The 23057-nt window shown below is 34.5% G+C and carries 22 protein-coding genes; all 22 read left to right on the top strand.

The genetic code is table 11. The features are described from left to right. Window positions 1-142 precede the first annotated feature (142 nt). The 22 genes from OTJ99_RS09740 to murG all read left to right on the top strand — a co-directional run bounded on the left by OTJ99_RS09740 (window position 143) and on the right by murG (window position 23056). The gene (locus tag OTJ99_RS09740; protein WP_015907310.1) at window positions 143-469 is read left to right on the top strand and encodes a hypothetical protein; all 327 of its coding nucleotides are present in this window, start codon (window positions 143-145) and stop codon (window positions 467-469) included. 1026 nt (window positions 470-1495) lie between these two features. After that, window positions 1496-2137 carry an ATP-binding cassette domain-containing protein gene (locus tag OTJ99_RS09735; protein WP_045165634.1) on the top strand — a complete coding sequence of 214 codons (642 nt, stop codon included), beginning with the start codon at window positions 1496-1498 and terminating at the stop codon, window positions 2135-2137. A gap of 1 nt (window position 2138) precedes the next feature. Next, on the top strand, window positions 2139-3374 hold the full coding sequence (locus OTJ99_RS09730) for a hypothetical protein (RefSeq protein WP_045165635.1): 1236 nt from the start codon (window positions 2139-2141) through the stop codon (window positions 3372-3374). Between the two features lie 220 nt (window positions 3375-3594). Then, window positions 3595-3879, top strand: coding sequence for an Asp-tRNA(Asn)/Glu-tRNA(Gln) amidotransferase subunit GatC (gene gatC, locus OTJ99_RS09725; RefSeq protein ID WP_045165636.1), 285 nt, complete (start codon window positions 3595-3597; stop codon window positions 3877-3879). A 30-nt stretch (window positions 3880-3909) separates the two neighbouring features. Continuing rightward, window positions 3910-5370 (top strand): Asp-tRNA(Asn)/Glu-tRNA(Gln) amidotransferase subunit GatA, encoded by a 1461-nt coding sequence (gatA, locus tag OTJ99_RS09720; protein WP_045165637.1) that lies wholly within the window; start codon window positions 3910-3912, stop codon window positions 5368-5370. A gap of 40 nt (window positions 5371-5410) precedes the next feature. Next, the gene (gene gatB / locus OTJ99_RS09715) at window positions 5411-6853 is read left to right on the top strand and encodes an Asp-tRNA(Asn)/Glu-tRNA(Gln) amidotransferase subunit GatB (RefSeq protein ID WP_045165638.1); all 1443 of its coding nucleotides are present in this window, start codon (window positions 5411-5413) and stop codon (window positions 6851-6853) included. Between the two features lie 76 nt (window positions 6854-6929). After that, entirely contained in the window at window positions 6930-7265 is a 336-nt protein-coding gene (locus OTJ99_RS09710; RefSeq protein WP_045165639.1) for a nucleotidyltransferase domain-containing protein, read from the top strand. Further along, complete coding sequence (locus OTJ99_RS09705; protein WP_045165640.1) at window positions 7237-7638, top strand: nucleotidyltransferase substrate binding protein; 402 nt, start codon at window positions 7237-7239, stop codon at window positions 7636-7638. Before OTJ99_RS09710 ends, OTJ99_RS09705 begins: the two co-directional genes overlap by 29 nt. An 85-nt stretch (window positions 7639-7723) precedes the next feature. After that, window positions 7724-9007, top strand: a complete 1284-nt coding sequence (gene yfmF, locus OTJ99_RS09700; RefSeq protein WP_235374774.1) for an EF-P 5-aminopentanol modification-associated protein YfmF — start codon at window positions 7724-7726, stop codon at window positions 9005-9007. Further along, window positions 8991-10271 carry an EF-P 5-aminopentanol modification-associated protein YfmH gene (gene yfmH, locus OTJ99_RS09695; RefSeq protein ID WP_045165641.1) on the top strand — a complete coding sequence of 427 codons (1281 nt, stop codon included), beginning with the start codon at window positions 8991-8993 and terminating at the stop codon, window positions 10269-10271. Before yfmF ends, yfmH begins: the two co-directional genes overlap by 17 nt. 26 nt (window positions 10272-10297) lie before the next feature. After that, the gene (gene lgt / locus OTJ99_RS09690; RefSeq protein WP_045165642.1) at window positions 10298-11101 is read left to right on the top strand and encodes a prolipoprotein diacylglyceryl transferase; all 804 of its coding nucleotides are present in this window, start codon (window positions 10298-10300) and stop codon (window positions 11099-11101) included. A 97-nt stretch (window positions 11102-11198) separates the two neighbouring features. After that, window positions 11199-11378: a Spo0E family sporulation regulatory protein-aspartic acid phosphatase gene (locus OTJ99_RS09685; RefSeq protein ID WP_045165643.1), complete on the top strand. Its 180-nt coding sequence runs from the start codon at window positions 11199-11201 to the stop codon at window positions 11376-11378. A 176-nt stretch (window positions 11379-11554) separates the two neighbouring features. Then, window positions 11555-11986, top strand: coding sequence for a division/cell wall cluster transcriptional repressor MraZ (gene mraZ / locus OTJ99_RS09680; protein ID WP_045165644.1), 432 nt, complete (start codon window positions 11555-11557; stop codon window positions 11984-11986). A gap of 27 nt (window positions 11987-12013) precedes the next feature. Further along, window positions 12014-12937: a 16S rRNA (cytosine(1402)-N(4))-methyltransferase RsmH gene (rsmH, locus tag OTJ99_RS09675; protein ID WP_045165645.1), complete on the top strand. Its 924-nt coding sequence runs from the start codon at window positions 12014-12016 to the stop codon at window positions 12935-12937. 27 nt (window positions 12938-12964) lie between these two features. Next, window positions 12965-13459, top strand: coding sequence for a septation ring formation regulator EzrA (locus OTJ99_RS09670; RefSeq protein ID WP_045165646.1), 495 nt, complete (start codon window positions 12965-12967; stop codon window positions 13457-13459). 52 nt (window positions 13460-13511) lie between these two features. Continuing rightward, window positions 13512-15650 carry a stage V sporulation protein D gene (locus OTJ99_RS09665; protein ID WP_269015334.1) on the top strand — a complete coding sequence of 713 codons (2139 nt, stop codon included), beginning with the start codon at window positions 13512-13514 and terminating at the stop codon, window positions 15648-15650. A gap of 25 nt (window positions 15651-15675) precedes the next feature. After that, on the top strand, window positions 15676-17136 hold the full coding sequence (locus OTJ99_RS09660; RefSeq protein ID WP_045165648.1) for a UDP-N-acetylmuramoyl-L-alanyl-D-glutamate--2,6-diaminopimelate ligase: 1461 nt from the start codon (window positions 15676-15678) through the stop codon (window positions 17134-17136). Next, window positions 17133-18482, top strand: a complete 1350-nt coding sequence (locus tag OTJ99_RS09655; protein ID WP_045165649.1) for a UDP-N-acetylmuramoyl-tripeptide--D-alanyl-D-alanine ligase — start codon at window positions 17133-17135, stop codon at window positions 18480-18482. The genes OTJ99_RS09660 and OTJ99_RS09655 overlap by 4 nt, the downstream gene beginning before the upstream one ends. Before the next feature lie 4 nt (window positions 18483-18486). Beyond that, entirely contained in the window at window positions 18487-19443 is a 957-nt protein-coding gene (gene mraY, locus OTJ99_RS09650) for a phospho-N-acetylmuramoyl-pentapeptide-transferase (protein ID WP_045165650.1), read from the top strand. A 17-nt stretch (window positions 19444-19460) separates the two neighbouring features. Beyond that, window positions 19461-20822 carry a UDP-N-acetylmuramoyl-L-alanine--D-glutamate ligase gene (gene murD, locus OTJ99_RS09645; protein ID WP_045165878.1) on the top strand — a complete coding sequence of 454 codons (1362 nt, stop codon included), beginning with the start codon at window positions 19461-19463 and terminating at the stop codon, window positions 20820-20822. A gap of 39 nt (window positions 20823-20861) precedes the next feature. After that, window positions 20862-21947 (top strand): putative lipid II flippase FtsW, encoded by a 1086-nt coding sequence (gene ftsW, locus OTJ99_RS09640; RefSeq protein WP_052671505.1) that lies wholly within the window; start codon window positions 20862-20864, stop codon window positions 21945-21947. Next, window positions 21944-23056 (top strand): undecaprenyldiphospho-muramoylpentapeptide beta-N-acetylglucosaminyltransferase, encoded by a 1113-nt coding sequence (murG, locus tag OTJ99_RS09635; protein WP_045165652.1) that lies wholly within the window; start codon window positions 21944-21946, stop codon window positions 23054-23056. Before ftsW ends, murG begins: the two co-directional genes overlap by 4 nt. The last annotated feature ends 1 nt before the right edge of the window (window position 23057 follow it).

Genomic DNA, 23057 nt, shown 5'->3' with positions numbered 1-23057 from the left:
GTAATCCTTCTTCCCTTTTTGTTCTTTTAGTAATGAAGGCTGGACTGAATTAAATCAGCGTAATCAGAAATTAGATTAAAGTTGTTAAACAATTTTCAAAAATGGTATAATAAAATTAGGAAATGAATAGGGGGGATCACAGATGGGCCTTTTTGGTTTAGGTGTTCCAAAACAGATAAAAGAGCTTGGGCGCGACATCTGTGAGCCGCTTGATGTTGAGTACATTGAAGGTCATCCTGATATCAAGTACCAGGGCAGGATGAAGTTGCATGTTTGTCAGAATGGTTTTTATTTGATTGACCCTTCTAAAAAGCATTTCGGAGTTGTTAAATGGACAGATTTTAAAGATGCATACCCCAGCAAAACAGGTGACAGAAGAACAGTGATTGCAACAAATAATTTCAAGATTTATTTACTTGGGATTGAAGAAAGGGTTTGCGAGGTTTTGACAAAGAGAATGGCAAGCTAAGGTGAGGTAAGTATATGCTTGAAAGGTGTTTTGTAAGGAGAGGGACTGCGCTTTGCAGTCCTTTATTTTTTGGATTAAATATGTCAAAATATTTACTCTTCTACAGAAAAATATATTGAGGTGAGAATTTTTAATTTAATCGAGATCTAAACTCAAAAAATGAAATTACTTTGACTAAAAAAAGCAAAATTGATCGTTGACGAAGTTGCAAGTAGTTGTATAAAATTTAAACAGAAAACTACAGGGAATAAGTGGTTAAAAGATTAATTGTAGCAAAAATCATAATAGAACAAGAAAAAAACACAAAAGCTATATTTAGCAAAAGTATACGGATAATGAGTGGAAAATACTGCTATGTAAGGCAGGGGAATATACTAAGATTTGAGCAATCTTACTTTTGATGTACGGTCACAATCTCTACTGTGCGCATAGGAGGTGTGATAAAAAAATTAACGAGGACCTTCTGCTTCGATTTCTGATGTGGGACTCAATGGTGCTGGCTATTCACTTAATGTATCTTACTCCCATGTCAATAAATGTTAGCAAAGATGCAGCGGAGGCCAAACAATTAATTAAAATTCAAATTTTAGGAGTGATTCAATCTTGAACAAAAAAAATGATTGGAAAGGCGCTTTAACCATTATAGGAACAATAACCTTTGTTTTTATGTTTACAGCTTTCTTTATATTCCAAGATACAAACGTAAGTCTTTTGTTTATTCTTTCAGTTTTAACTGCTACCTATATATATCAAACTATTTTTAGTCAGAAATAAAAATATGATTCAATGACAATAGTTAGGGTGGGCAAAAAGTAAATAATTGCCTACCCCTGTTTATTTTGTTTATTAGTTTGATCCTGGTACAAAAATTTTGTCCGTAAAATACAATAATTAAATCCAAAAACATACTTCTCAGTATATTGTCATAGCTGTTTCTAAAGTTTCATATTCTCTTGAATTTTACAAATGTAAATTGAAAGAACAACTGAGAAGAGACTTAGTAACTTTTTTTGGAGGGTAACTGTAATGTCTTTTCCAATTTATATTGCCACTGAATTAACAAAAAAATTTGGGAATAAAATGGTTATAGATAAACTGAGTTTTGAAATATATGAAAATGAATTCGTTTATTTAAAAGGAGCAAATGGAGCAGGAAAGACTACACTACTCAATATTATTGCAAAGTTAGATAATTTATGGAATGGTGAACTAAAATTTAAAGGCGTAAGCTTAAAAAAGATAAAATTACATAATTATCCAATCAGTTATATACCAGATAAACCAATTTTTTATGAAGGTTTAACAGTAAAAGAGCATTTGAATTTTATATCCTCAATGTATGGTTTAAAAGACGAAGAAGCAAGAGAAATTGTAAATATATATGTTAGTGTATTTAATTTAAAAGAATATTTGAATTATTTACCTTCTCAACTTTCGCGTGGTAATAAACAAAAAGTAATGCTGTGTTGTGGTTTGCTAAAGGATTTTGAGGTGTTAATAGCTGACGAGCCATTTAATTTTTTGGATTCTGATTCTGTTAAGGCTTTATTCGAAATATTATCTATAATAAAAAGTAGTGGAAAGACTATAATATTAACATCACATGAAGTTGAATATATAAAAAGTTTGATAGACAGAGTGATTGAACTTAAGAGGAGAGTAGAGTAAAGTGTTAAAGTTACTTTTAGTTGAATATAAAGATAAACTACGAATGCAAATGTTGATATTTAAACGTTCTGGAGTAATACTTGCATTTGGATTGATATTATTATTTTGGATAATGCCAAATTTGATTGATACCCATTATTTAAATAAATTAAATTATTTAGCGAATAGATGGATGATCTTTTCAGCTATTACATTATTCTTTACTTTGAAGATATATATATCTAAAAATACTAACTTCTACATTTATTTTCCTACATTTGTTCATTTTTATACGCAAAATTTTTATAGACTTGGACTTGTAATAATAATGAGACTTATCAACTACTTAATTTCAAGAAGTTTTTTATTTTACTTTTTATATAAAATCATGATATATATATTTGGTGATAATTTACATTATTTTGTAACAAAGGAAATTTTATTTCTGTTTATTGTAACAGACATTTTTTCAGAGTCAATCAAGTTTATCTGTTCGTTTACTCTTTTTTTAAAATATTCTTTCATAATAAAAACGCTATCGTTGTTGATATTTGTTTTATTAGTTTATTTTTTGAATGAAAAAGTTTTTCTTATATTATCAGCAATTGAGATAGTGTTAATACCCATAATTTTGAAAAACATTGATATACAGAAATTGCTAAATTATAGCAAGATTATATATAAATCAAACTGGGGATTTGCAAGAGGTGACTGGGGATTACTTGTAGAAGTAAGTGAAGAATATAAGAAGTTGATTGATTTTAATGAAAAGAAATCTTATGATTTTGTGCTATCATTCCCATTTAATATCTTTTTACACCAATTTTTGATTTTTAAGAGAGTCTATTTGAGGCAATTAATATTGTTATTGTTGATAACTATATTATCGATTATTATCATGCCAAAACTGCAATTAAGTGTGCAGCCATATTGCTATTTTATCATTCATAGCTTTATGTTATTTTACCTTTTACTATTCTACCTGATGGATACAAAAGAACATATATATTTCTATATGCATAGATTGAACAACTTAAAATTAACATTTTCGGCATTGTCTTTTGTGCTTATTAATATATTTTTAAATTTCTTACTACTTGCCTTTTTACAACCGTTTTGGTATTACAAAGTGATTTGGTATTTAGTATTAGATTCACTCTTGTTTTTTGTGTTGAAAATTTTTTGGCAAAATGAGAAAGTTAAGTTCTTAATGTTGTGTGGCGTAATAATTCTCCAAGGTTTGTTACTTAAATTTTAATTTTCTTTTGGAAATAAAATCTTTGCTGTAACACTTTGTTAACTTACCAATTTCAAAAGCCTCCTTAATTGCGATTAAAGGGAATAAGAGCCTTAGCACAAGGCTTTATTTTTTTGTGGATAAGTACCCCTCTTCTTTTTCTTGATAATGAGATTTTTTTACTATAAAATAAAGAAGAGTAGCAAAAAAGCTTTAAAAACAAAAGGAGATGAGATAAGGCATGATTACAAGAAACGATGTTGAATATGTTGCAAACCTTGCAAGGCTAACTTTGACAGAAGAAGAGATAGAGAAGATGACAAAAGAGCTTGGAGCTATAATCGAGTTTGCAAATAAGCTTTCTGAGCTAAATACTGAAGGGGTTGAACCAACTGCGCATGTTCTGAATCTTTACAATGTTTTTAGAAACGATGAGGTAAAACCTTCATATCCACGTGAAGAGATTTTGAAAAATGCTCCATCTCATGACGATGTTTGTATAAAAGTCCCAAAGATAGTGGAATAAATCTTTATATGTAAGGAGGCAAAACAAAAAATGCTCTACAAACTAACTGCGCACGAGGCAATTGATCTTATCAAGAAAAAAGAGGTCAAGTGTCAAGAAGTTGTTGAAAGTGTTCTTGAGAGAATTAAACAAGTTGAAGATAAAGTAAAGTCGTATATAACAATCACAGAACAAGAAGCTTTAGAAAATGCAAAGAAGATTGATGAGAAGATAGCAAAAGGCGAAGATGTAGGGATGCTTTACGGTCTTCCAATTGCCCTGAAAGATAATCTTTGCACAAATGGAATAAAAACAACCTGTGCATCTAAAATCCTTTACAACTTTGTTCCCCCTTACGATGCAACTGTTGTGAAAAAGCTAAAAGAAAACAATATGACGCTTTTAGGAAAGCTCAATATGGACGAGTTTGCAATGGGCTCATCAACAGAAAACTCTGCTTTCCACACAACAAGAAATCCGTGGGATTTGGAAAGAGTTCCGGGGGGTTCATCAGGTGGGTCTGCTGCAGCTGTTGCAGCAGATGAAGCATTTTTCACACTTGGTTCTGACACAGGTGGGTCTATCAGACAGCCAGCTTCACTTTGTGGAGTTGTTGGTATGAAACCAACATATGGAAGGGTTTCGCGATTTGGCCTTGTTGCATTTGCATCTTCTCTTGACCAGATAGGACCTTTGACAAAAGATGTTGAAGACTGTGCTTTAGCTATGAATATCATCTGCGGACATGACCCATATGATGCAACATCAGCACCAGTTGATGTTCCTGACTTTACGAAGGCTCTTGTAAATGATGTCAAAGGTCTTAAGATTGGAGTTCCAAGAGAATATATGGAAAAAGGAATTAACGATGAAGTAAAAAAAGCTGTTGAAAAAGCTCTTGAGCTTTTAAAATCTTTGGGTGCAGATTATGAAGAGTTTTCTATACCAATTGTTGAGTATGCTCTTCCAACATACTACATCATTGCATCATCTGAGGCAAGTTCAAACTTGGCAAGGTATGACGGAATCAAATATGGATATAGAACACAAAATTATGAGGACCTGATTGATTTATACAAAAAGACAAGGTCTGAAGGATTTGGACCTGAGGTAAAAAGAAGAATTATGCTTGGCACATATGCACTTTCTGCAGGGTATTATGATGCATACTACAAAAAAGGGCTTCAGGTTAGGACATTAATTAAGCAGGCATTTGACGAAGCTTTTCAAAAATATGATGTAATAATTACTCCTACAAGTCCAACAACAGCTTTTAAAATAGGTGAAAGAATTTCAAATCCTCTTGAGATGTATATGTCTGATATATGTACAGTGCCTGTAAATATTGCTGGGCTTCCTGCTATTTCTATTCCATGCGGATTTGATAGTAATGGTCTTCCAATAGGACTTCAAATAATAGGAAAGGCGTTTGATGAAGAGACTATCTTGAGAGTTGCATATACCTATGAACAAAACAGTGGACATAAAAACCTAAAACCCAAGAATTTATAAATCTCTACAAAAGTTATTAATCAAGAGGTGAAAAAAGAAGATGGAATATGAAGTTGTAATAGGTTTAGAGGTTCATGCAGAGCTTGCAACAAAGTCGAAAATATTTTGCAGCTGCACAACAGAGTTTGGCGGTGAGCCAAATACCCACTGCTGTCCTATTTGCACTGGTATGCCAGGAGTTCTTCCTGTTTTGAACAAAAAGGCAGTTGAATATGCCATAATGGCAGGGCTTGCAACAAACTGCAAGATTGCAAAATATAGCAAACAGGATAGAAAAAACTATTTTTATCCTGATCTACCAAAAGCATATCAGATTTCGCAATATGACCTTCCACTTTGCTATGATGGTTATATAGATATTGAAGTTAATGGTGAAAAGAAGAGAATAGGAATAAAGAGAATTCACATTGAAGAAGATGCTGGAAAGCTTCTTCATGACCAGTGGGAAGAAGGGAGCCTTGTTGACTTTAACAGATGTGGTGTACCTTTGATAGAAATTGTTACAGAACCTGATTTACGTTCAAGCGAAGAGACACGAATTTTCCTTGAAAAGCTAAAGGCAATTTTGCAATACACAGGGGTTTCTGACTGCAAGATGCAGGAAGGTTCGCTCAGAGTAGATGTAAATCTTTCTGTAAGACCGAAAGGCTCAAAAGAGTTTGGAACAAGAACGGAGATGAAGAACCTAAACTCATTTAGGTCTGTTGTGAGGGCAATTGAATATGAAGCAAAGAGGCAAATAGAGGTTTTGGAAAGTGGCGGTGTTGTTGTCCAAGAGACAAGAAGATGGGACGAGGCAAAAGGTATTACCCTTTCAATGAGGACAAAAGAAGAGGCACATGACTACAGGTATTTCCCAGAACCTGACCTTCCACCTATAATTGTAGACGACAGCTGGATTGAGGAGATCAGAAAGAGAATTCCTGAGCTACCTGACCAGAAAAAGGAAAGGTATATAAAAGAGTATGGACTTCCAGAATATGATGCCAGTGTTCTGACTTCATCAAAGGCTATAGCAAGCTTTTTTGAAGAGTGTATAAAATATACTCAAAACATAAAGGCTGCAAGCAACTGGATGATGGGAGAGATTATGAGAATCTTAAATGACAAAGGATTAGAGCCTGAGGAAATTGACAATATAAAAATTAAGCCAAATCAGCTTGCAAGCCTCATTAACCTTGTTGATAACAAGACAATTTCAAATACTATTGCAAAACAAGTCTTTGAAGAGATGTTTGAAACAGGCAAAGACCCAGAGGTTATTGTAAAAGAGAAAGGGCTTGTTCAGATAACAGACAGGAACGTAATTTTAGAAGCTGTAAAACAGGCGATAGCAAACAATCCAAAATCCGTACAAGACTACAAGAATGGCAAAGAGAAGGCGTTTGGATTTTTGGTAGGACAAGTTATGAAGATAACAAAAGGCAAAGCAAATCCACAGCTTGTAAATGAAATTTTAAAAGAAGAGCTTGAAAAAATCTAAACTTTAAGATAAGGAGCTTTCTTGTAAATATTCAAAAGAAAGCTCCCTCTTTTTTAAATTTTTTAAAAAGGTGAGAATGAAAGTGGAAACCAAAAAGTTTGGAATAGAGGAAGAAATCTTGGATAAGATTATCGAAATTTTTAAAAAATATAAGCAAGTTAAAAAAGCTTGTATCTTTGGTTCAAGAGCAAGAGGAGACTTCAAGAAAGCTTCTGACGTAGATATATGTATTTGGCTTGAAGATAATGGTGAAAATCCAATTTACAAAATTGAGGATGAATTGGAAGAAGTTAATACAATATTATTATTTGATATTGTCACGTTCAATAGTATTACAAAAGAAAGTCTCAAAGAAAGTATCATGAAAGAAGGAGTAGTTATATATGAAAGAGAGAATAGTAGAGAAGTTTGAAGATTTTAAGAGTGCTTTGAAAAGATTAGAAGAAGGTATAAGTATACAGCCGGACAAGGATATTATTATGGACGGGGCAATCCAGAGATTTGAATTTGTCTTTGAACTTTCGTGGAAGCTCATGAGGGAGTATTTGAAGTATACTGGTTTAGAGATTAACAATCCACGGGGCGTTATAAAGTATGCATATCAAAACGGCATTATAGAAGACGGTGACAAGTGGCTTAAAATGCTTTCAGATAGAAATATGACTTCACACTTATATAACCAAAAAATGACATATGAGATTTATCAAAACATTAAATTTGAGTACGTAGAGCTGTTTAGAAAGTTACTTTTAAAATTTGAAGATATAATATCTTCTGAGCTATAAAGATGGCAAATTTGTTGATGTATTTGCAAAAAAAGGGTAAAATAAATTTAAAAACATTATGGATTTAAAAGTAGTTTCTGAGGAGATGAGAAAAGTGCAAAAGATAGATTCAAATAACAATTTCTATATGGCATTTTACGATGATAGATTCAAGATAAACAGAGTGGTAGTAGCATTTATAGACAGGCTTGAAAAAGAGAAAAACACTTTAAATGCACTATTCCCAATGGTTTTGATTAGGGGAAATAACAAGTATAAAAATATGAAAGAGATAAACAGGTTTTTGGACAATATGTATGGGGCGTCTTTAAGCATTGACGTTGATAAAAAAGGTGATTTGCAGATAGTCACATTTGGGCTGAGCTTTTTGAACGATAGATTTGCTGGCGAGCAGCTTTTTGAAAAGTCTTTGCACTTTTTGCATGACATAATATATGGACCAATAGAATATGGTGGTGGGTTTGAAGAAGAGGTGATAGACCAGGAAAAGAATAATCTAAGACAGGAGATAGAAAGCAGGATAAACGACAAGGTGCAGTATGCAATTGACAGGTGTATGGAGATAATGTTTGAAGGGCAAAGTTATGCTCTTTATGAGAAAGGAAATGTTGAAGATTTAGCATATATCACAAAAGATAGGCTATTTTCCCAGTACAAAGAAGTTGTTGAGAAAAAGCCAATGTATGTGATGATTTATGGCGACTACAATGAAGAGTATGCTATTTCTAAAGCGTTAGAAGTATTTGGGCAGAGAGAAAGAGAAGATATTAAAAATGATTTTTCTATAAATATTCCATTTAACGGTACAAAATATGTGACAGAAAAAATGGAAGTAAACCAAGGCAAGATTTCACTCGGTATAAGGACAAACGTTGATACTACAACTTCTGATTACTACAAACTTTTGATGCTAAATGGTATTTTAGGTGCATCGCCAAAGTCAAAACTATTTGAAAATGTGCGTGAAAAGGCTTCGCTATGTTACTATGCATTTTCAAGGGTTGACAGGTTTAAATCGGTCATGGTCATAAGCTCTGGTATAGAAATAGAAAACTATGAAAAGGCTTTGAATCTTATTTTACAACAGATTGAAGATATAAAAAATGGGAATATTACAGATATTGAATATGAAAGTGCCGTCAACTATTACAAGACAGCACTAATGGCTATTTATGACAACCCAAGGGACCTTCTTGGATTTTACCTCAATCAGGCTTTGGTGGGTGAGATGTTAGAACCAAAAGATGTTTTTGAAAGGCTCAAAAATGTAAAGATTTCTGATGTAAAAGAGATTGCCAACAGGTTTGAGCTTGATACAGTATATTTTTTGAGAAACAGAGGTGCAGTGTACAATGGAGAGAATATATGATGATGTTTTGCACGAAGAGATTTATATAAACTCATATCCAAATGGGCTTAGAGCTTTTGTGATTAAAAAGAAAAACTTCAGCAAAGCCTTTGCAGGGTATGCTACAAAGTATGGGTCTGTTGACAGCAAGTTTATTCACCCGAGGACAAATGAAGTAGTTGAAGTACCAGAGGGGATTGCACACTTTTTAGAACATAAACTATTTGAAGAACGGGAAGGAAATGTGTTTGACAGGTTTGCAAAATTTGGTGCTATGGCAAATGCCTTTACTTCATTTAAGGAGACAGTTTACTACTTCATCTCAACCCAGAACTTTTATGAAAATTTTGAGATACTTTTGGACTTTGTGCAAAATCCGTATTTTACAGATCAGAATGTTGAAAAAGAAAAGGGTATAATTGCCCAAGAGATAAGAATGTATCAGGACAATCCAAATTGGAAAGTCTATTTTAATCTATTAAATGCTCTGTATGTTGAACATCCTGTAAAGATTGACATAGCAGGTACACTTGAAAGTATACAAAAAATAACAAAGGATGATCTTTACCTGTGCTACAATACGTTTTACCATCCGAGCAATATGATTGTTGTTGTATGTGGCGATGTTGACCCGCAAAAGGTTTTTGATATGATTGAAAAGATGACAAAGACAAAAGAGTATCAGAAATTAATTGAAAGAATCTATCCTGAAGAACCCGACAGAATAAATCAGAAGAGAATAGAAGAAAAGCTTGCTATTTCAACCCCTATTTTTTATATAGGCTTCAAAGATGTTATTAATGACCTTCCACCATATGAAATGATAATGAAAGATATACACACGCAAATCTTAGCTGAGATTCTCTTTGGAAAGTCTACAGATTTTTATGAACAGCTTTACAAAGAAGGACTAATCAATCAGAGTTTTGGATTTGAATACAATTGTGAGCCTGAATATTCGTTTTTCATGATAGGTGGGGAAAGCAAGGAACCAGATAGGGTTTATGAAAGGATACTTGAGCATATTGAGGATGTTAAGAAGAGAGGTATTGACAAGGAAGAATTTGAGAGGGCAAAAAAGGTTGTATTAGGAAGCCAGCTGCGAAAGTTTGACAATCTGGAAAAGCTTTCTGTTGAGTTTATATATAGCTATTTCAAAGGTGTAAATATATTCGAATATGTAAAAGAAATAAGTTCAGCATCGTTTGAAGATTGTCAAAACAGGCTAAAAAGTCTTTTTGATGAGGACAAAAGTTGTATCTCTATTGTGTTGCCAGTACAGTAAAAAATTTGATGGATGTGAAAAAGTAGATGTTTGATAATAGCATAGTATTCCCGGGCCTTCACCTCAAGTTTGATTTTAGTCCAGTTGCCTTTAAAATCTTCGGTCTTGAGATAAGATGGTATGGAATTATAATTGCAGTAGGTTTTCTTTGCGGCTTTCTTGTTTCCAATTATATTGCAAAAAAAGAGAATGTACAAACAGATGTTTTGCTTGATATTGCAATAATTTCAACACCGATTGCAATTATATTCGCAAGGGTATATTATGTAGTGTTTAATTTCAGAGAATTTAAGGAAAACATCGCCAGCATATTTGCCATACGCCAAGGTGGGCTTGCAATTTATGGTGCTGTGATAGGAGCTCTTCTTAGCAGTTATGTATACTGTAGAATAAAAAAGCTTAGTTTTTTAAAAATATGCGACATTGGCAGTTATGGTCTTATCTTAGGGCAAGCAATTGGAAGGTGGGGGAACTTTGCAAACCGTGAGGCCTATGGATATGAGACAAATCTTCCTTGGCGTATGCAAATTTACAGCTTTGAGGCAGGAAGGCGTATAGAAGTCCATCCCACCTTCTTGTACGAGTCGATTTGGGATTTTATCGTGTTCTTTACTCTGCTTTATTTGAGGAGATATAAGAAAAAAGATGGTGAGATTTTTGGATATTATTTAATATTGTACTCTGCCGGCAGGTTTTTTATAGAAGCTCTGCGAACAGATAGTCTGATGCTTGGATCAATCAGGATATCACAACTTGTCGCAGTAATTTGTATTGTCATTGGAACAGCTATTATTTTAAAATCAAGGCTACAGTATTTCGACAAAATATAGCAAAAAATCAGCACAATGTCTTTTTAGAGTATTTTTGTTGACAAAATGCGCATTTGGTATTATAATTAAAATACAATCTCTGTAAGATGGTGGGAATATGATAACTGAAAAGATAATGAAACTAAGAGAAAAACTGGATGAACTTATCAGTAGTAATGCAGATTATGATGCCATATACCATGTTAGTATTGAGTTGGACAAGCTGATATTGGACTACTATAAGGAGCAAAATGAGGTAATGTTCAAAAAGCTGAAACAAAAAGAGGGGAAAGCTTGAAAGAGCGGCTTTTTTAACATGAGCGGGGGGATTATACGCCGAGAGAAAATAAAGATAAGGGTATAAAAAAAATAGGGCAAGGTGATGCCCTATTTTTTTTTTCTTTTATTGAAGGATTTTTCGAATTGATATAGAATATTTTTATAAAGTGGTGTAAAGTGGAGTAAAGTGGTTAAATGTTAATAGGTGAATACAAGCATGTGGTGGATAGCAAAGGAAGAGTAACTTTGCCATCTAAATTTAGAGAAGAACTTGGTGATAGGTTTATACTTACAAAAGGGCTTGACAACTGCCTCTTTGGGTATTCTCTCAAAGAGTGGGCAGTATTAGAAGAAAAATTAAAGAAGCTACCGCTTACAAACAAAGAGGCAAGGGCTTTTTTAAGATTTTTCTTTGCGGGGGCGTGTGAGTGTGAAGTTGATAAACAAGGGAGAATTCTAATACCCCAAAACTTAAGGGAGTATGCTAACTTGCAAAAAGAGGTATTTATCATTGGTGTTATGACCAGAATAGAAATATGGAGTGAAGAGAACTGGAAAAGAGAAATGGCTGATGAAAGTCTTTCTGTGGAAAGGATAGCTCAAAAAATGGAAGAACTTGGAATATAAGATTGAAAGAGCACAGGTGAAAACAGAATGTATGATCATATACCAGTTTTACTTGAAGAATCGGTATCGTATTTAGTGACAAATCCAGATGGAGTTTATGTGGATGCGACATTTGGACTTGGAGGTCATTCAAAAAAGATACTTGAAAAACTGTCAGACAAAGGTCTGTTGGTAGCAATAGATAGAGATAAAGAAGCAATTGACATAGGCAAAGAAAAGTTTAAGGGATGCGATAATATAAAGATTGTTCATTCACTATTTTCAAGGTTAGATGAGGTACTTACCTCTCTTGGAATTGACAAAATTGATGGAATACTTTTTGATCTTGGTGTGTCGTCTTTGCAGCTTGACAAAGAGGATAGAGGGTTTTCATACAATAGCGATTCTTTTTTAGACATGAGGATGGATAGGACAAGCAAACTCACTGCATTTGATGTTATCAACAAGTACTCAGAAAAAGACTTAGAGAGAATAATAAGAGAATATGGGGAAGAAAGATATGCTAAAAAGATTGCAAAGGAGATTGTAAAAAGAAGACAGCAAAAGCCAATTGTGAGCACAAAGGAGTTGAATGATTTAATAAACTCAGTTGTTCCACGACCAAAAGACGGGTCAAATCCCGCGAAAAGAACATTTCAGGCAATCAGGATTGAGGTAAACGGCGAGCTCGATGAGATAAAAACGGCGCTTGAAAAGAGCCTTAGATTTTTAAAAAGTGGTGGGAGAATTTGTGTCATATCATTTCATTCTCTTGAAGACAGGATAGTAAAAGAGTTTTTTAAGTATCACTCGCTTGAGTGTGTATGCCCAAAGGATATACCAGTTTGTGTGTGTGGGAAGAAAAAGGAGTTAAATATTATCACAAAGAAGCCAATAACCCCTACCAAAGAGGAGATTGAGAAGAACAAAAGAAGCCACAGTGCAAAACTGAGGGTGGCTGAGAAGATATAAATAAGTGAGAAGGAGGCTTTATTTATTATGGCAAGAGAAGCTTCTGCCCTTTATAATGATGATTTTTTAGAAGGGCTTAGGAAAAGAGAGATTGAAGAAGAGATAATCAAAAAAAATGAGCTAAGAAAAGAGATAAGTAAACAAAGAAGACTTGAGAAGTTAAAGTTAGTGAGGCGGCTTGTGTTTGTGAGTTTATTTTGTTGTCTCTCGATAGTTTTGATGTGTGGCTATGTAAATATCACAGCTGAGAAGGCAAAACTTGCAAAACTCCAAAATGAATTGAAAATCCAAAATGACATTAACAAGGAGTTAAAACTTCAGATAGATGGCAAGTTTACACTTTCTGAAATAGAGAGAATAGCCACACAGAAGTATTCAATGACCTATCCTGACTCTTCGCAGATTATTTATGTAGCTGTTGACAACAGCAGTAGCAAAGACAAGGTTTTAGCAAGGAAAGATAAGGCAAACTATAATAATAGAATCTTTTCAATAATAAACTTTATTAAGAAACTATTTTGATTATTTTAACTTTTTCTGGAGGATGTAAAGTTTGAAAGAAGCATCAATCAAGGTGAAAAAGAGAGTTATATTTGTTATGATGATATTTTTTTTGAGTTTTGTATTGCTTGTAGGAAGACTTTCATACCTTCAGCTAATAAAAGGAGAAGAGCTCAAAAAAAAGGCATTTGCCCAGTGGACCAGAGAAAGACTTGTTGCTCCCAAAAGAGGTAGTATAGTTGACAGAAATGGTAAAATTTTGGCAATGTCAATTACAGCAGAGACAGTTGTTGCATCTTTGAGTCAGGTAAAAGACAAAGAGTATACAGCAAGAGTACTTTCAAATATTTTGGATATGGACTACGAGAAGATTTTGAAAAAACTCAATACAAAAGGAGTTTCTGACGTTTACATAGCACGAAATATAGACAAAGACAAAGCAAATAAAATAAGAAAATATGACCTGCCAGGGATTTATCTCACAGGTGGGACAAAAAGGGTATATCCAAATGGGAATTTCTTATCACAAGTGCTTGGATTTACTGGAATTGATGACCAGGGCTTGGCCGGGCTTGAACTTTACTATGACAAGTATTTGCGAGGGAAACCAGGAAGTATTGCTTCAGAGACTGATGCAAGCGGAAGGTCAGCGCCGTTTTCTGAAGAGTTTTTTAAAAAACCAGTTGATGGATATGACCTAATGCTTACAATTGACGAGACAATACAGCACTTTGCAGAAAAATACGCACAAAAAGCCTTGTATGATAACAAAGCAAAAAGTGTTACAATAATAGTTGAAAAGGTCAAAACAGGCGAGATTTTAGCAATGACATCAAAACCTGATTTTGACCCCAACAGGCCTTTTGAGATGCTTTACAAAGATAGATTTCCTGATTTTGATAAACTCCCACAGTCTGAGAAGACAAAAATTATTCAATCAATGTGGAGAAACAGAGCGCTAAACGATGTATACGAACCAGGTTCCACTTTTAAGATTGTCACTGCAGCTGCAGGTCTTGAGGAAGGAGTTGTGAATGAAAACTCTCAGTTTTACTGCAGGGGTTATGTAAAGGTTGCAAATGCTACACTTAGGTGCTGGCGATATTACAATCCACATGGAGCAGAGAATTTTGTGGAAGGTGTGCAAAATTCATGCAACCCAGTATTTATAGAAGTTGCTCAGAGGCTTGGCAAACAGAAGCTGTATAAATATATAAACCTCTTTGGGTTTGGGCAAAAGACAGGGATTGATCTTCCAGGGGAGGCAAAGGGTATTGTCCAACCAATTGACAAGGTAGGACCTGTTGAACTTGCGACAATATCGTTTGGGCAGGGTATCTCAGCAACACCTATTCAGGTAATTAGCATGATAAACGCTGTTGCAAATGATGGTGTATGGGTCCAGCCACATATTGTTAAGGCTATTTATGACAAAGACAAGAGGATAATAAAGTCATTTGACAATCCACAAAAAAGAAGGGTTTTGGACAGCAGCATTGCTAAAAGATTAAGAACCATTTTGCAATCTGTTGTAACAAATGGTACTGGTCACAATGCTTATCTTTTAGGCTATAGGGTTGCTGGCAAGACTGGTACATCGCAAAAATATGATAAAAGCGCAAAGAGGTATATAGCATCCTTTGGTGGATTTGCGCCAGCTGACAATCCAGAAGTGTCTGTGCTTGTAGTTATAGATGAGCCAGACCCGTCGCTTTATTATGGTGGTTTGATTGCAGCACCTGTTGCGCGTGACCTGTTAAATGATATTTTAAGATACCTTGAGATACAACCACAGTACACAGCTGATGAGCTAAAACAAATTGAATTTTACAAAGAGTATATTGTACCAAATGTCGTTGGTATGGATATTAAAAATGCAAAAAAGATAGTCTCAAGCAGCAAGTTCAATGTTAAGATTATAGGAAATGGCAAAAATGTAGTTGACCAGGTACCAAAGGCAGGGTTTATGCTGAAAGAGGGTTCAACCATAGTTCTTTTTACTGAAATACTGCAACAATCAGATGTTGTTGTGCCAAATGTGATAGGGCTGAGTATACAAGATGCTCAGAGAGTTTTGACAAGTAATATGCTTAATATAAAAATAAAAGGAATAAAAGGAAAAGCCATAAGACAAGACCCACAGCCAGGCATAAAAGTGCCAATTGGATCAATAGTTGAAGTTGAGTTTGCTGACAAAGAAAATGCTGAATAGAGCTTGAAGACAAGGGGGCTTTGAGGTGAAAGTAAACAAGCTAATAAAAGGTTTGAATATAATTGAGACAAATATAAAAAATTTTGATGAAGATATAAAAGATATTGCTTATAATTCAAAAAACGTAAAAGATGGCTTTGCATTTGTATGTATAAAAGGGTTTAAGACAGATGGTCATGAGTATATAGATGAGGCAATTAAAAGAGGTGCAAAGCTTATAGTTGTCGATGAATTTTTCGACACCTCAAAGTTGAAGGATAAAGTACTCTTTATAAAAACATCAAATACAAGGAAAGCTCTTTCAATTATTTCTGCTAACTTTTTTGAACATCCGTCAAAAGACTTTTTACTCATTGGTGTGACAGGGACAAACGGCAAGACGTCAACAACCTTTATGATAAAGTCAATCCTTGAACAAAGTGGTCATAAGGTTGGTCTTATTGGAACAGTTAAGAATATGATTGGCCAAAAGGAGATAGAGGCAAAGCACACAACACCTGAGTCTTATGATTTGCAAAAACTATTTTTTGAGATGAAAAAAGAAAATGTGGACAGTGTTGTGATGGAAGTATCATCGCATTCGCTTGATTTACATCGGGTTGATGACTGTGACTTTGATGTCGGAGTGTTTACCAATCTAACTCAGGACCATCTTGATTTTCATGGGACAATGGAAAACTATTTTGCTGCTAAATTGAAACTTTTTAAGATGAGTAAAAAAAGAGTTGTAAACAATGACGATGAGTGGGGGAGAAAGATTATCAGTATATACCCTGATTCAATAACCTATGCTAAGGAAAGTAGCGGGGATGTAATGGCAAAGAATATAAAACTTTTTGTAAACAAAAACCAATTTGATCTTTGCTGCAAAGGGCAAATACAGCAAATTACCCTTAACATCCCTGGCATTTTTTCAGTCTACAATGCTTTAGCGTCAGCTGCTTGTGCAGCCTCACTTGGAATAGATTTAGAAACAATCAAAAAAGGACTTGAATCTGTCAAGGCAATCCCCGGCAGGTTTGAGATAGTTGAGTCAAACGACAAATTTACAATTGTAATTGACTATGCTCACACACCAGATGGACTTTTAAATTTGATGAAAACTGTGGATGAGGTTGCAAAAGGAAGAAAGGTACTTCTTTTTGGTTGTGGAGGAGACAGGGACAGGACAAAAAGACCGATTATGGGTGAGATAGCTGGAAAAATGGCTGATTTTGTGATTGTCACATCTGACAATCCGCGTACAGAAGACCCACTGAAGATAATAGAAGATATCCTTGTTGGGTTGCAAAAGACAAATGCCGAGTATGTGGTTATTCCAGACAGATTTGAAGCAATCAAATATGCTATAAAAAATGCTAAAGAGAACGACTTTATTGTCCTTGCGGGCAAAGGGCATGAGACTTACCAAATACTAAAAGACAGGACTATCCACTTTGACGAGAGAGAGGTTGTGAAAAGTATCTTGGAGGAGCTAAAAGAATGAGCTTTTTCTTAAGCGAAATTGGAAGGCTTTTAAGTGTTCCTGTTGAGAATTTCAAAGAGGATATGTTAATAGAGAGCTTTTCGATTAACAGCAAAGATATTGGGAAAAATGCGATGTTTATTCCTTTAAAGGGCAGCAAGATTGATGCCCATGATTTTATTGACGAGGCGATTGACAATGGTGCAATTTGTTTTCTTACACAAAAGGATATCAAGCCAAAAAAAAGTTGCCCTTATCTGAAAGTAGCTGACACATTAAAAGCTATGCAGGATTTGGCTAAAGCTTATAGAGAAAAGAAAAAGGACATTACTGTAGTTGGAATTACAGGAAGTGTAGGCAAAACAACAACAAAAGAGTATATCTACAGCGTACTTAGTACTACCTATGAAACGTATAAAAATCAAGGAAATTACAATAACCATATAGGACTTCCATATTCTATACTAAATATTCCAGATAAAACAAAAATAGCAGTTTTAGAAATGGGCATGAGCAATTTTGGAGAAATATCTTTTCTTTCAAAAATTGCAAAGCCTAATATAGGAATAATTACCAATATAGGAGTTGCACATATTGAAAATCTTAAAACAAGATACAATATCTTTCTTGCAAAGTCTGAGATACAAGATGGTATGCCAGATGATGGAATACTTATTATAAACAATGATAATGACATTTTACATTTGCATAAAAGGGAACTCAAAAGAAGGGTTATAACAATTGGTATTGAAAATGATTCGGATTTTAGGGCAATGGATATTCAAAAAGTAGACAATGGATTTTTCTTCGTGGTGGATAATTATAAGTACTTTATAGAAAGTTTCAACTTTCATGATATATACAATTCACTTTTTGCAATTGCAGTTGGCAGGATTTTAGGAATTGAAAAAGAAGCGATCGAGAAGGGGATACTGAAAAAAGGTGGGCTTAAAAGAAGGTTTGAAGTAATAAAAAAAGATGGTGTTACAGTTGTTGATGACACCTACAATGCAAGTACACATTCAATGATATCTGCAATAGATAGCATATGTAATTTTAAAGGCAAAAAGATATTAGTGCTTGGCGATATGTTAGAGCTTGGTAGTTTTTCTGAACAAGAGCACAGGAAGGTTGGCAGTTACATAGTTTCAAAACCAGTTGATGTTGTCATTTGCACTGGGAAAGATGCCTTTTATATATTTGATGAAATAAGAAAAAGCGGCAAGATTAAATCCTATTTTGTATCAAAAGAAGAGTGTCTTGATATTCTTCATAAAGAACTGGAAAAAGAATCAGTTGTGCTATTCAAAGCATCAAGAGGTGTAAAGCTTGATGAACTTGTAGATAACTTTCTCAGGGGGCTTTAAAAATATGCTTGACGTTGAGACAATACTTGCAATTATAATCTCATTTTTGATTGTACTAATTGTAATGCCAGTTGCAATTCCATTTTTAAGATACTTAAAATGCGGGCAGGTGGTTCGTGACGATGGACCACAGACTCACCATAAAAAAAGTGGTACTCCTACTATGGGCGGGCTTGTAATTTTATTAAGTATTCTGATAACCTCATTAATTTTTTATAAAAAGTATCCGCAAATAGGAGCACCGCTTGCTTGTGCATCTGCCTTTGGACTAATTGGATTTATTGACGACTTTATAAAGGTTGTTTTAAAAAGGTCATTGGGTTTGCGTGCACGCGAAAAACTTGTTTTGCAGTTTTTGATTAGCATAACGTTTTTATATTTTGTGCAAAAGTATTTAGGTACTGATGTCTACATACCTATTTTGAACAGGTATGTAGATTTGGAGTGGGCATATATACCCATCATGTCAATTCTAATGGTATTTACTGTAAATGCTGTTAACCTCACAGATGGGCTTGACGGGCTTGCAAGTGGTGTTACTCTCATTGTAGGTCTGTTTTTAGCCATTATTTCAATCTTTTCAAAAAAACATGACATGGCAATCTTTAGCGGATCAGTTGTGGGAAGTTGTATGGGGTTTTTAAGATATAATGCACATCCTGCAATGGTGTTTATGGGAGACACAGGGTCGCTGATGCTTGGTGGGGCAGTTTTTGCAGTGGCTGTAATGCTAAAACAGCCCATTTTGATGATGATTATAGGTGGGCTTTATATCATAGAGGCAATTTCTGTCATCTTACAGGTGATATACTATAAGCTTACAAAAAGACGAATATTCAAAATGGCACCTTTGCATCATCACTTTGAGCTTTTGGGGTGGGATGAGGCAAAGGTTGTTGTTGTATTTTGGATATTTACAATTATATTCTGTTTAGTGGCTCTGGCAATTCTACAAATATAAAACTGGAGGTTTTAAAATTGGATTTAAACAAAAAAAATGTTTTGGTAGTTGGACTGGGCAAAAGTGGAATATCATCATCAAGGTTTTTAAAAAGACATGGTGCTTATGTTATTGGTTTTGATGAAAAAAAAGAAGATGAGATGAGACCTGAAGATATAAAGATCCTACAGCAATTTGCAGAGATGCTTTTCTTTGGATATTTGCCTGATAGCGTTTTAGAAAAAGTAGACTTAGTTGTTGTAAGTCCAGGTGTACCGCTTACAAAAAGGTATATTCTATTTGCTCACAAAAGAGGCATTGAGGTAATTGGCGAGCTTGAACTTGCATATAGATTTTGTGGAAGCAAAAACATAGTTGCGATAACAGGAACAAACGGAAAAACCACAACAACCACACTTGTAGGCAGAATTTTACAAGAAGCTTATGATGATGTGGTTGTATGTGGAAACATTGGTGTACCATTTATTGACTGCATAGAAAATGCAAGTGCTGATACAATCTTTGTCATTGAAGTTTCAAGTTTTCAGTTAGAGACAATAAAATATTTCAAACCCAAAGTTGCGTGCATTTTAAACATAACACCTGACCATTTGAATAGGCATGTAAACATGGAAAACTATATAAAGGCGAAGATGAGGATATTTGAGAATGTTGATGAAGAAGGCTTTACTGTGCTCAATATGGACAACAGTATAACAAGGGATTTAGTAGGGGATGCAAAAGGGACAGTAATAGCATTTTCAAAAAACAAATTAGAAGAAAAAAATAGTGTTTTTGTGGATGGAGATTATATCTACTATAACTTTTGTGGCAAAGCAGAAAAAGTGATGAATAAAAATGACATATTTATCCCGGGTAAGCACAATTTAGAAAATGCACTTGCAGCAATTGCCTGTGTACTGCCTTTTGCCATTGAACCGAATGTTTTAGAAAAGGTACTGAAAGAGTTCAAAGGAGTAGAGCATAGGATAGAGTTTGTTAGAGAAATAAATGGGATTAAATTTTATAACGACTCAAAGGGTACAAATACAGATGCGTCTTCGAAAGCTTTAAATGCTTTTAACTCGCCAATAATCTTGATTGCAGGTGGTTATGATAAAGGAGAAAGCTTTGAGAGGTTTGCAAAATTAATCTCCCAGAAGGTCAAAAAGGTATTTTTACTTGGTCAAACAAAAGAAAAGATTGCAAAAGACCTCAAGAAAATAGGGTACTTCAATTTTGAATTTGTAGAAGATTTAAAAGAGGCAGTTTTAAAAAGCTATAAAGACGCCAAGGAGGGTGACATAATCCTTCTTTCGCCTGCGTGTGCAAGCTGGGATATGTTTGAAAACTATGAACAGAGAGGAAGGCTTTTCAAACAATATGTGAATGAGCTTTGAAGTCTGTTTGTGGGATGTGAAAGATAAATGGAAAGGAAGATGATTGACTATCCACTTTTATACATTGCTCTTTTGTTATCGCTAATTGGAGTTGTCATGATATTTAGTGCAAGTTATTACTATGCATACTATCAATTCAATGATAGTTATTACTTTCTAAAAAAGCAATTAATAGGTCTTATTTTGGGCATAGTAGTTATGTATATAACAAGTCAGATAGATTATAGAATTCTTAAAAAGTTATCGGTAATCTTATATATAATAGGAGTAATATTCCTTATACTCGTTTTGATTCCTGGTATAGGTAAACTTGTAAACAATGCACGTAGATGGATTGATATTGGACCTGTCCAGTTTCAGCCATCAGAACTTGCAAAGTATGCTCTTGTGATACTGCTTGCAAGCTATTTTGATAATACAGCTGAAACCAAATCAAAGTTTAGGGTTTTTGTTATATCCATGATTTTGAGTGGAGTTTACTTTATGCTTATATACAAAGAACCAAATATGAGTACATCTATCTTAATACTTGCTATTGCAATGCTAATGATCTTTGCATGGGGGCTTAACATAGGCTACTTTGTGACAATTGGTTTTTTGGCTTTGCCAGTTTTGTATTATCTTACAGTCAAAGAAGAATACAGAGTTGAAAGAATCCAAGCGCTTTTTAACCCATGGGCAGACCCAACTGACAAGGGTTACCAGATAATTCAGTCACTGTATGCAATCGGCTCTGGTGGGCTTTTTGGTATGGGACTTGGTCAAAGCAGACAAAAACTTTTGTACATTCCTGAGCCTCATACTGACTTTATTTTCTCTATCTTATGTGAAGAACTCGGGTTTGTAGGAGCTTTATTTGTAATAGTGTTGTTTATACTCTTCATCTGGCGTGGTATTGTTATTGCTCTTCATGCACCTGACAGGTTTGGACTACTTCTGGCATTTGGTATCACAAGCATAATTGCTATTCAAGCTATTTTGAATATAGCAGTTGTTACAGCCTCTGTTCCTGCAACAGGTGTGCCAATGCCATTTATTACCTACGGAGGTTCTTCGATACTTTTTCATATGTTTGGAGTTGGCATACTTTTGAGCATTTCAAGGAGGATTAAGGTGTTAAAATGAACCAAGAAAAAATAACTATTGTTTTCAGCGGTGGAGGTACTGGTGGACATATATATCCAGCGCTTGCTGTTGCTGATTATCTAAGGAAAAGACATAGTGGATTGGATATAGTATTTATAGGCACGCATGAAGGATTAGAATCTAAGATAGTGCCTCAGCATGGATATCACATAGAATACATTCAGGCAAAGGGGCTAAAAAGGAGTTTGAGTTTAAAGAATGCAGATGTATTTATTAAGTTTTTAAATGGCTACAGACAAGCTCTGCACATATTAAAGAAGGTAAAGCCCGAATTAGTTTTTGTAACAGGAGGTTATGTATCTCTTCCTGTTGCACTTGCAGCAAAAAAGCTAAGGATTAAAATAGTGCTGCATGAACAAAATGCACATCCCGGGCTTGCAAATAGAATAATTTCAAGATTTTGTAATAAGATCTTGATCAGCTTTGAAGAGAGCAGAAGATTTTTCAAGAATTCAAGCAATGTAGTACTGACAGGTAACCCTATAAGACTTGAGCTTTTCTCTTACAGCAAAGAAGCTGCAAAAAGCTCGTTAGGTGTGGAAGACAAGTCAGTGGTTTTAGCAATTGGCGGTAGTAGAGGGGCTGAGAATCTCAATAAAGCAGTGATTAAGCTTGCCAAGGAATTTGAGAATGATAAGAATGTATATTTTATTCTCTCAACAGGCGATAAAAAATATTCAGAAGCTGTGGACTTTGCAGATGGTTTAGGGGTAAAATCCAACATCAGAATACTGCCATATATTTCGGACATGCCAAGATACTTGGCCGCCTCAGATGTTGTAATATCAAGAGCAGGGGCAATTGCAATCTCAGAGATAACTGCGCTGGGGAAGCCAAGTATAATTGTTCCCTCACCATATGTAGCAAACAACCACCAAGAGTACAATGCAAGATTTCTTGAAAGAGAAGGAGCATGTTTTGTTGTCCTCGAAAATGAATTAGAAAGTAACAAGCTTAAGCTTTTCCTTGAAAAACTTATTTACGACAAAGCTTTGTATGAAAGAATGAGCAATAGTAGCAAAAAGTTGGGGAAACCTGATGCTACCCAGAATATAGGAAAACTTATTGAAGAATATCTATCATTGTAAC

It is taken from the genome of Caldicellulosiruptor naganoensis, from assembly GCF_026914285.1.
GTDB lineage: Bacteria > Bacillota > Thermoanaerobacteria > Caldicellulosiruptorales > Caldicellulosiruptoraceae > Caldicellulosiruptor > Caldicellulosiruptor naganoensis.
The sequence above is the reverse complement of the archived record's forward strand: the minus strand, read 5'-3'. Positions and strand labels throughout refer to the sequence as shown.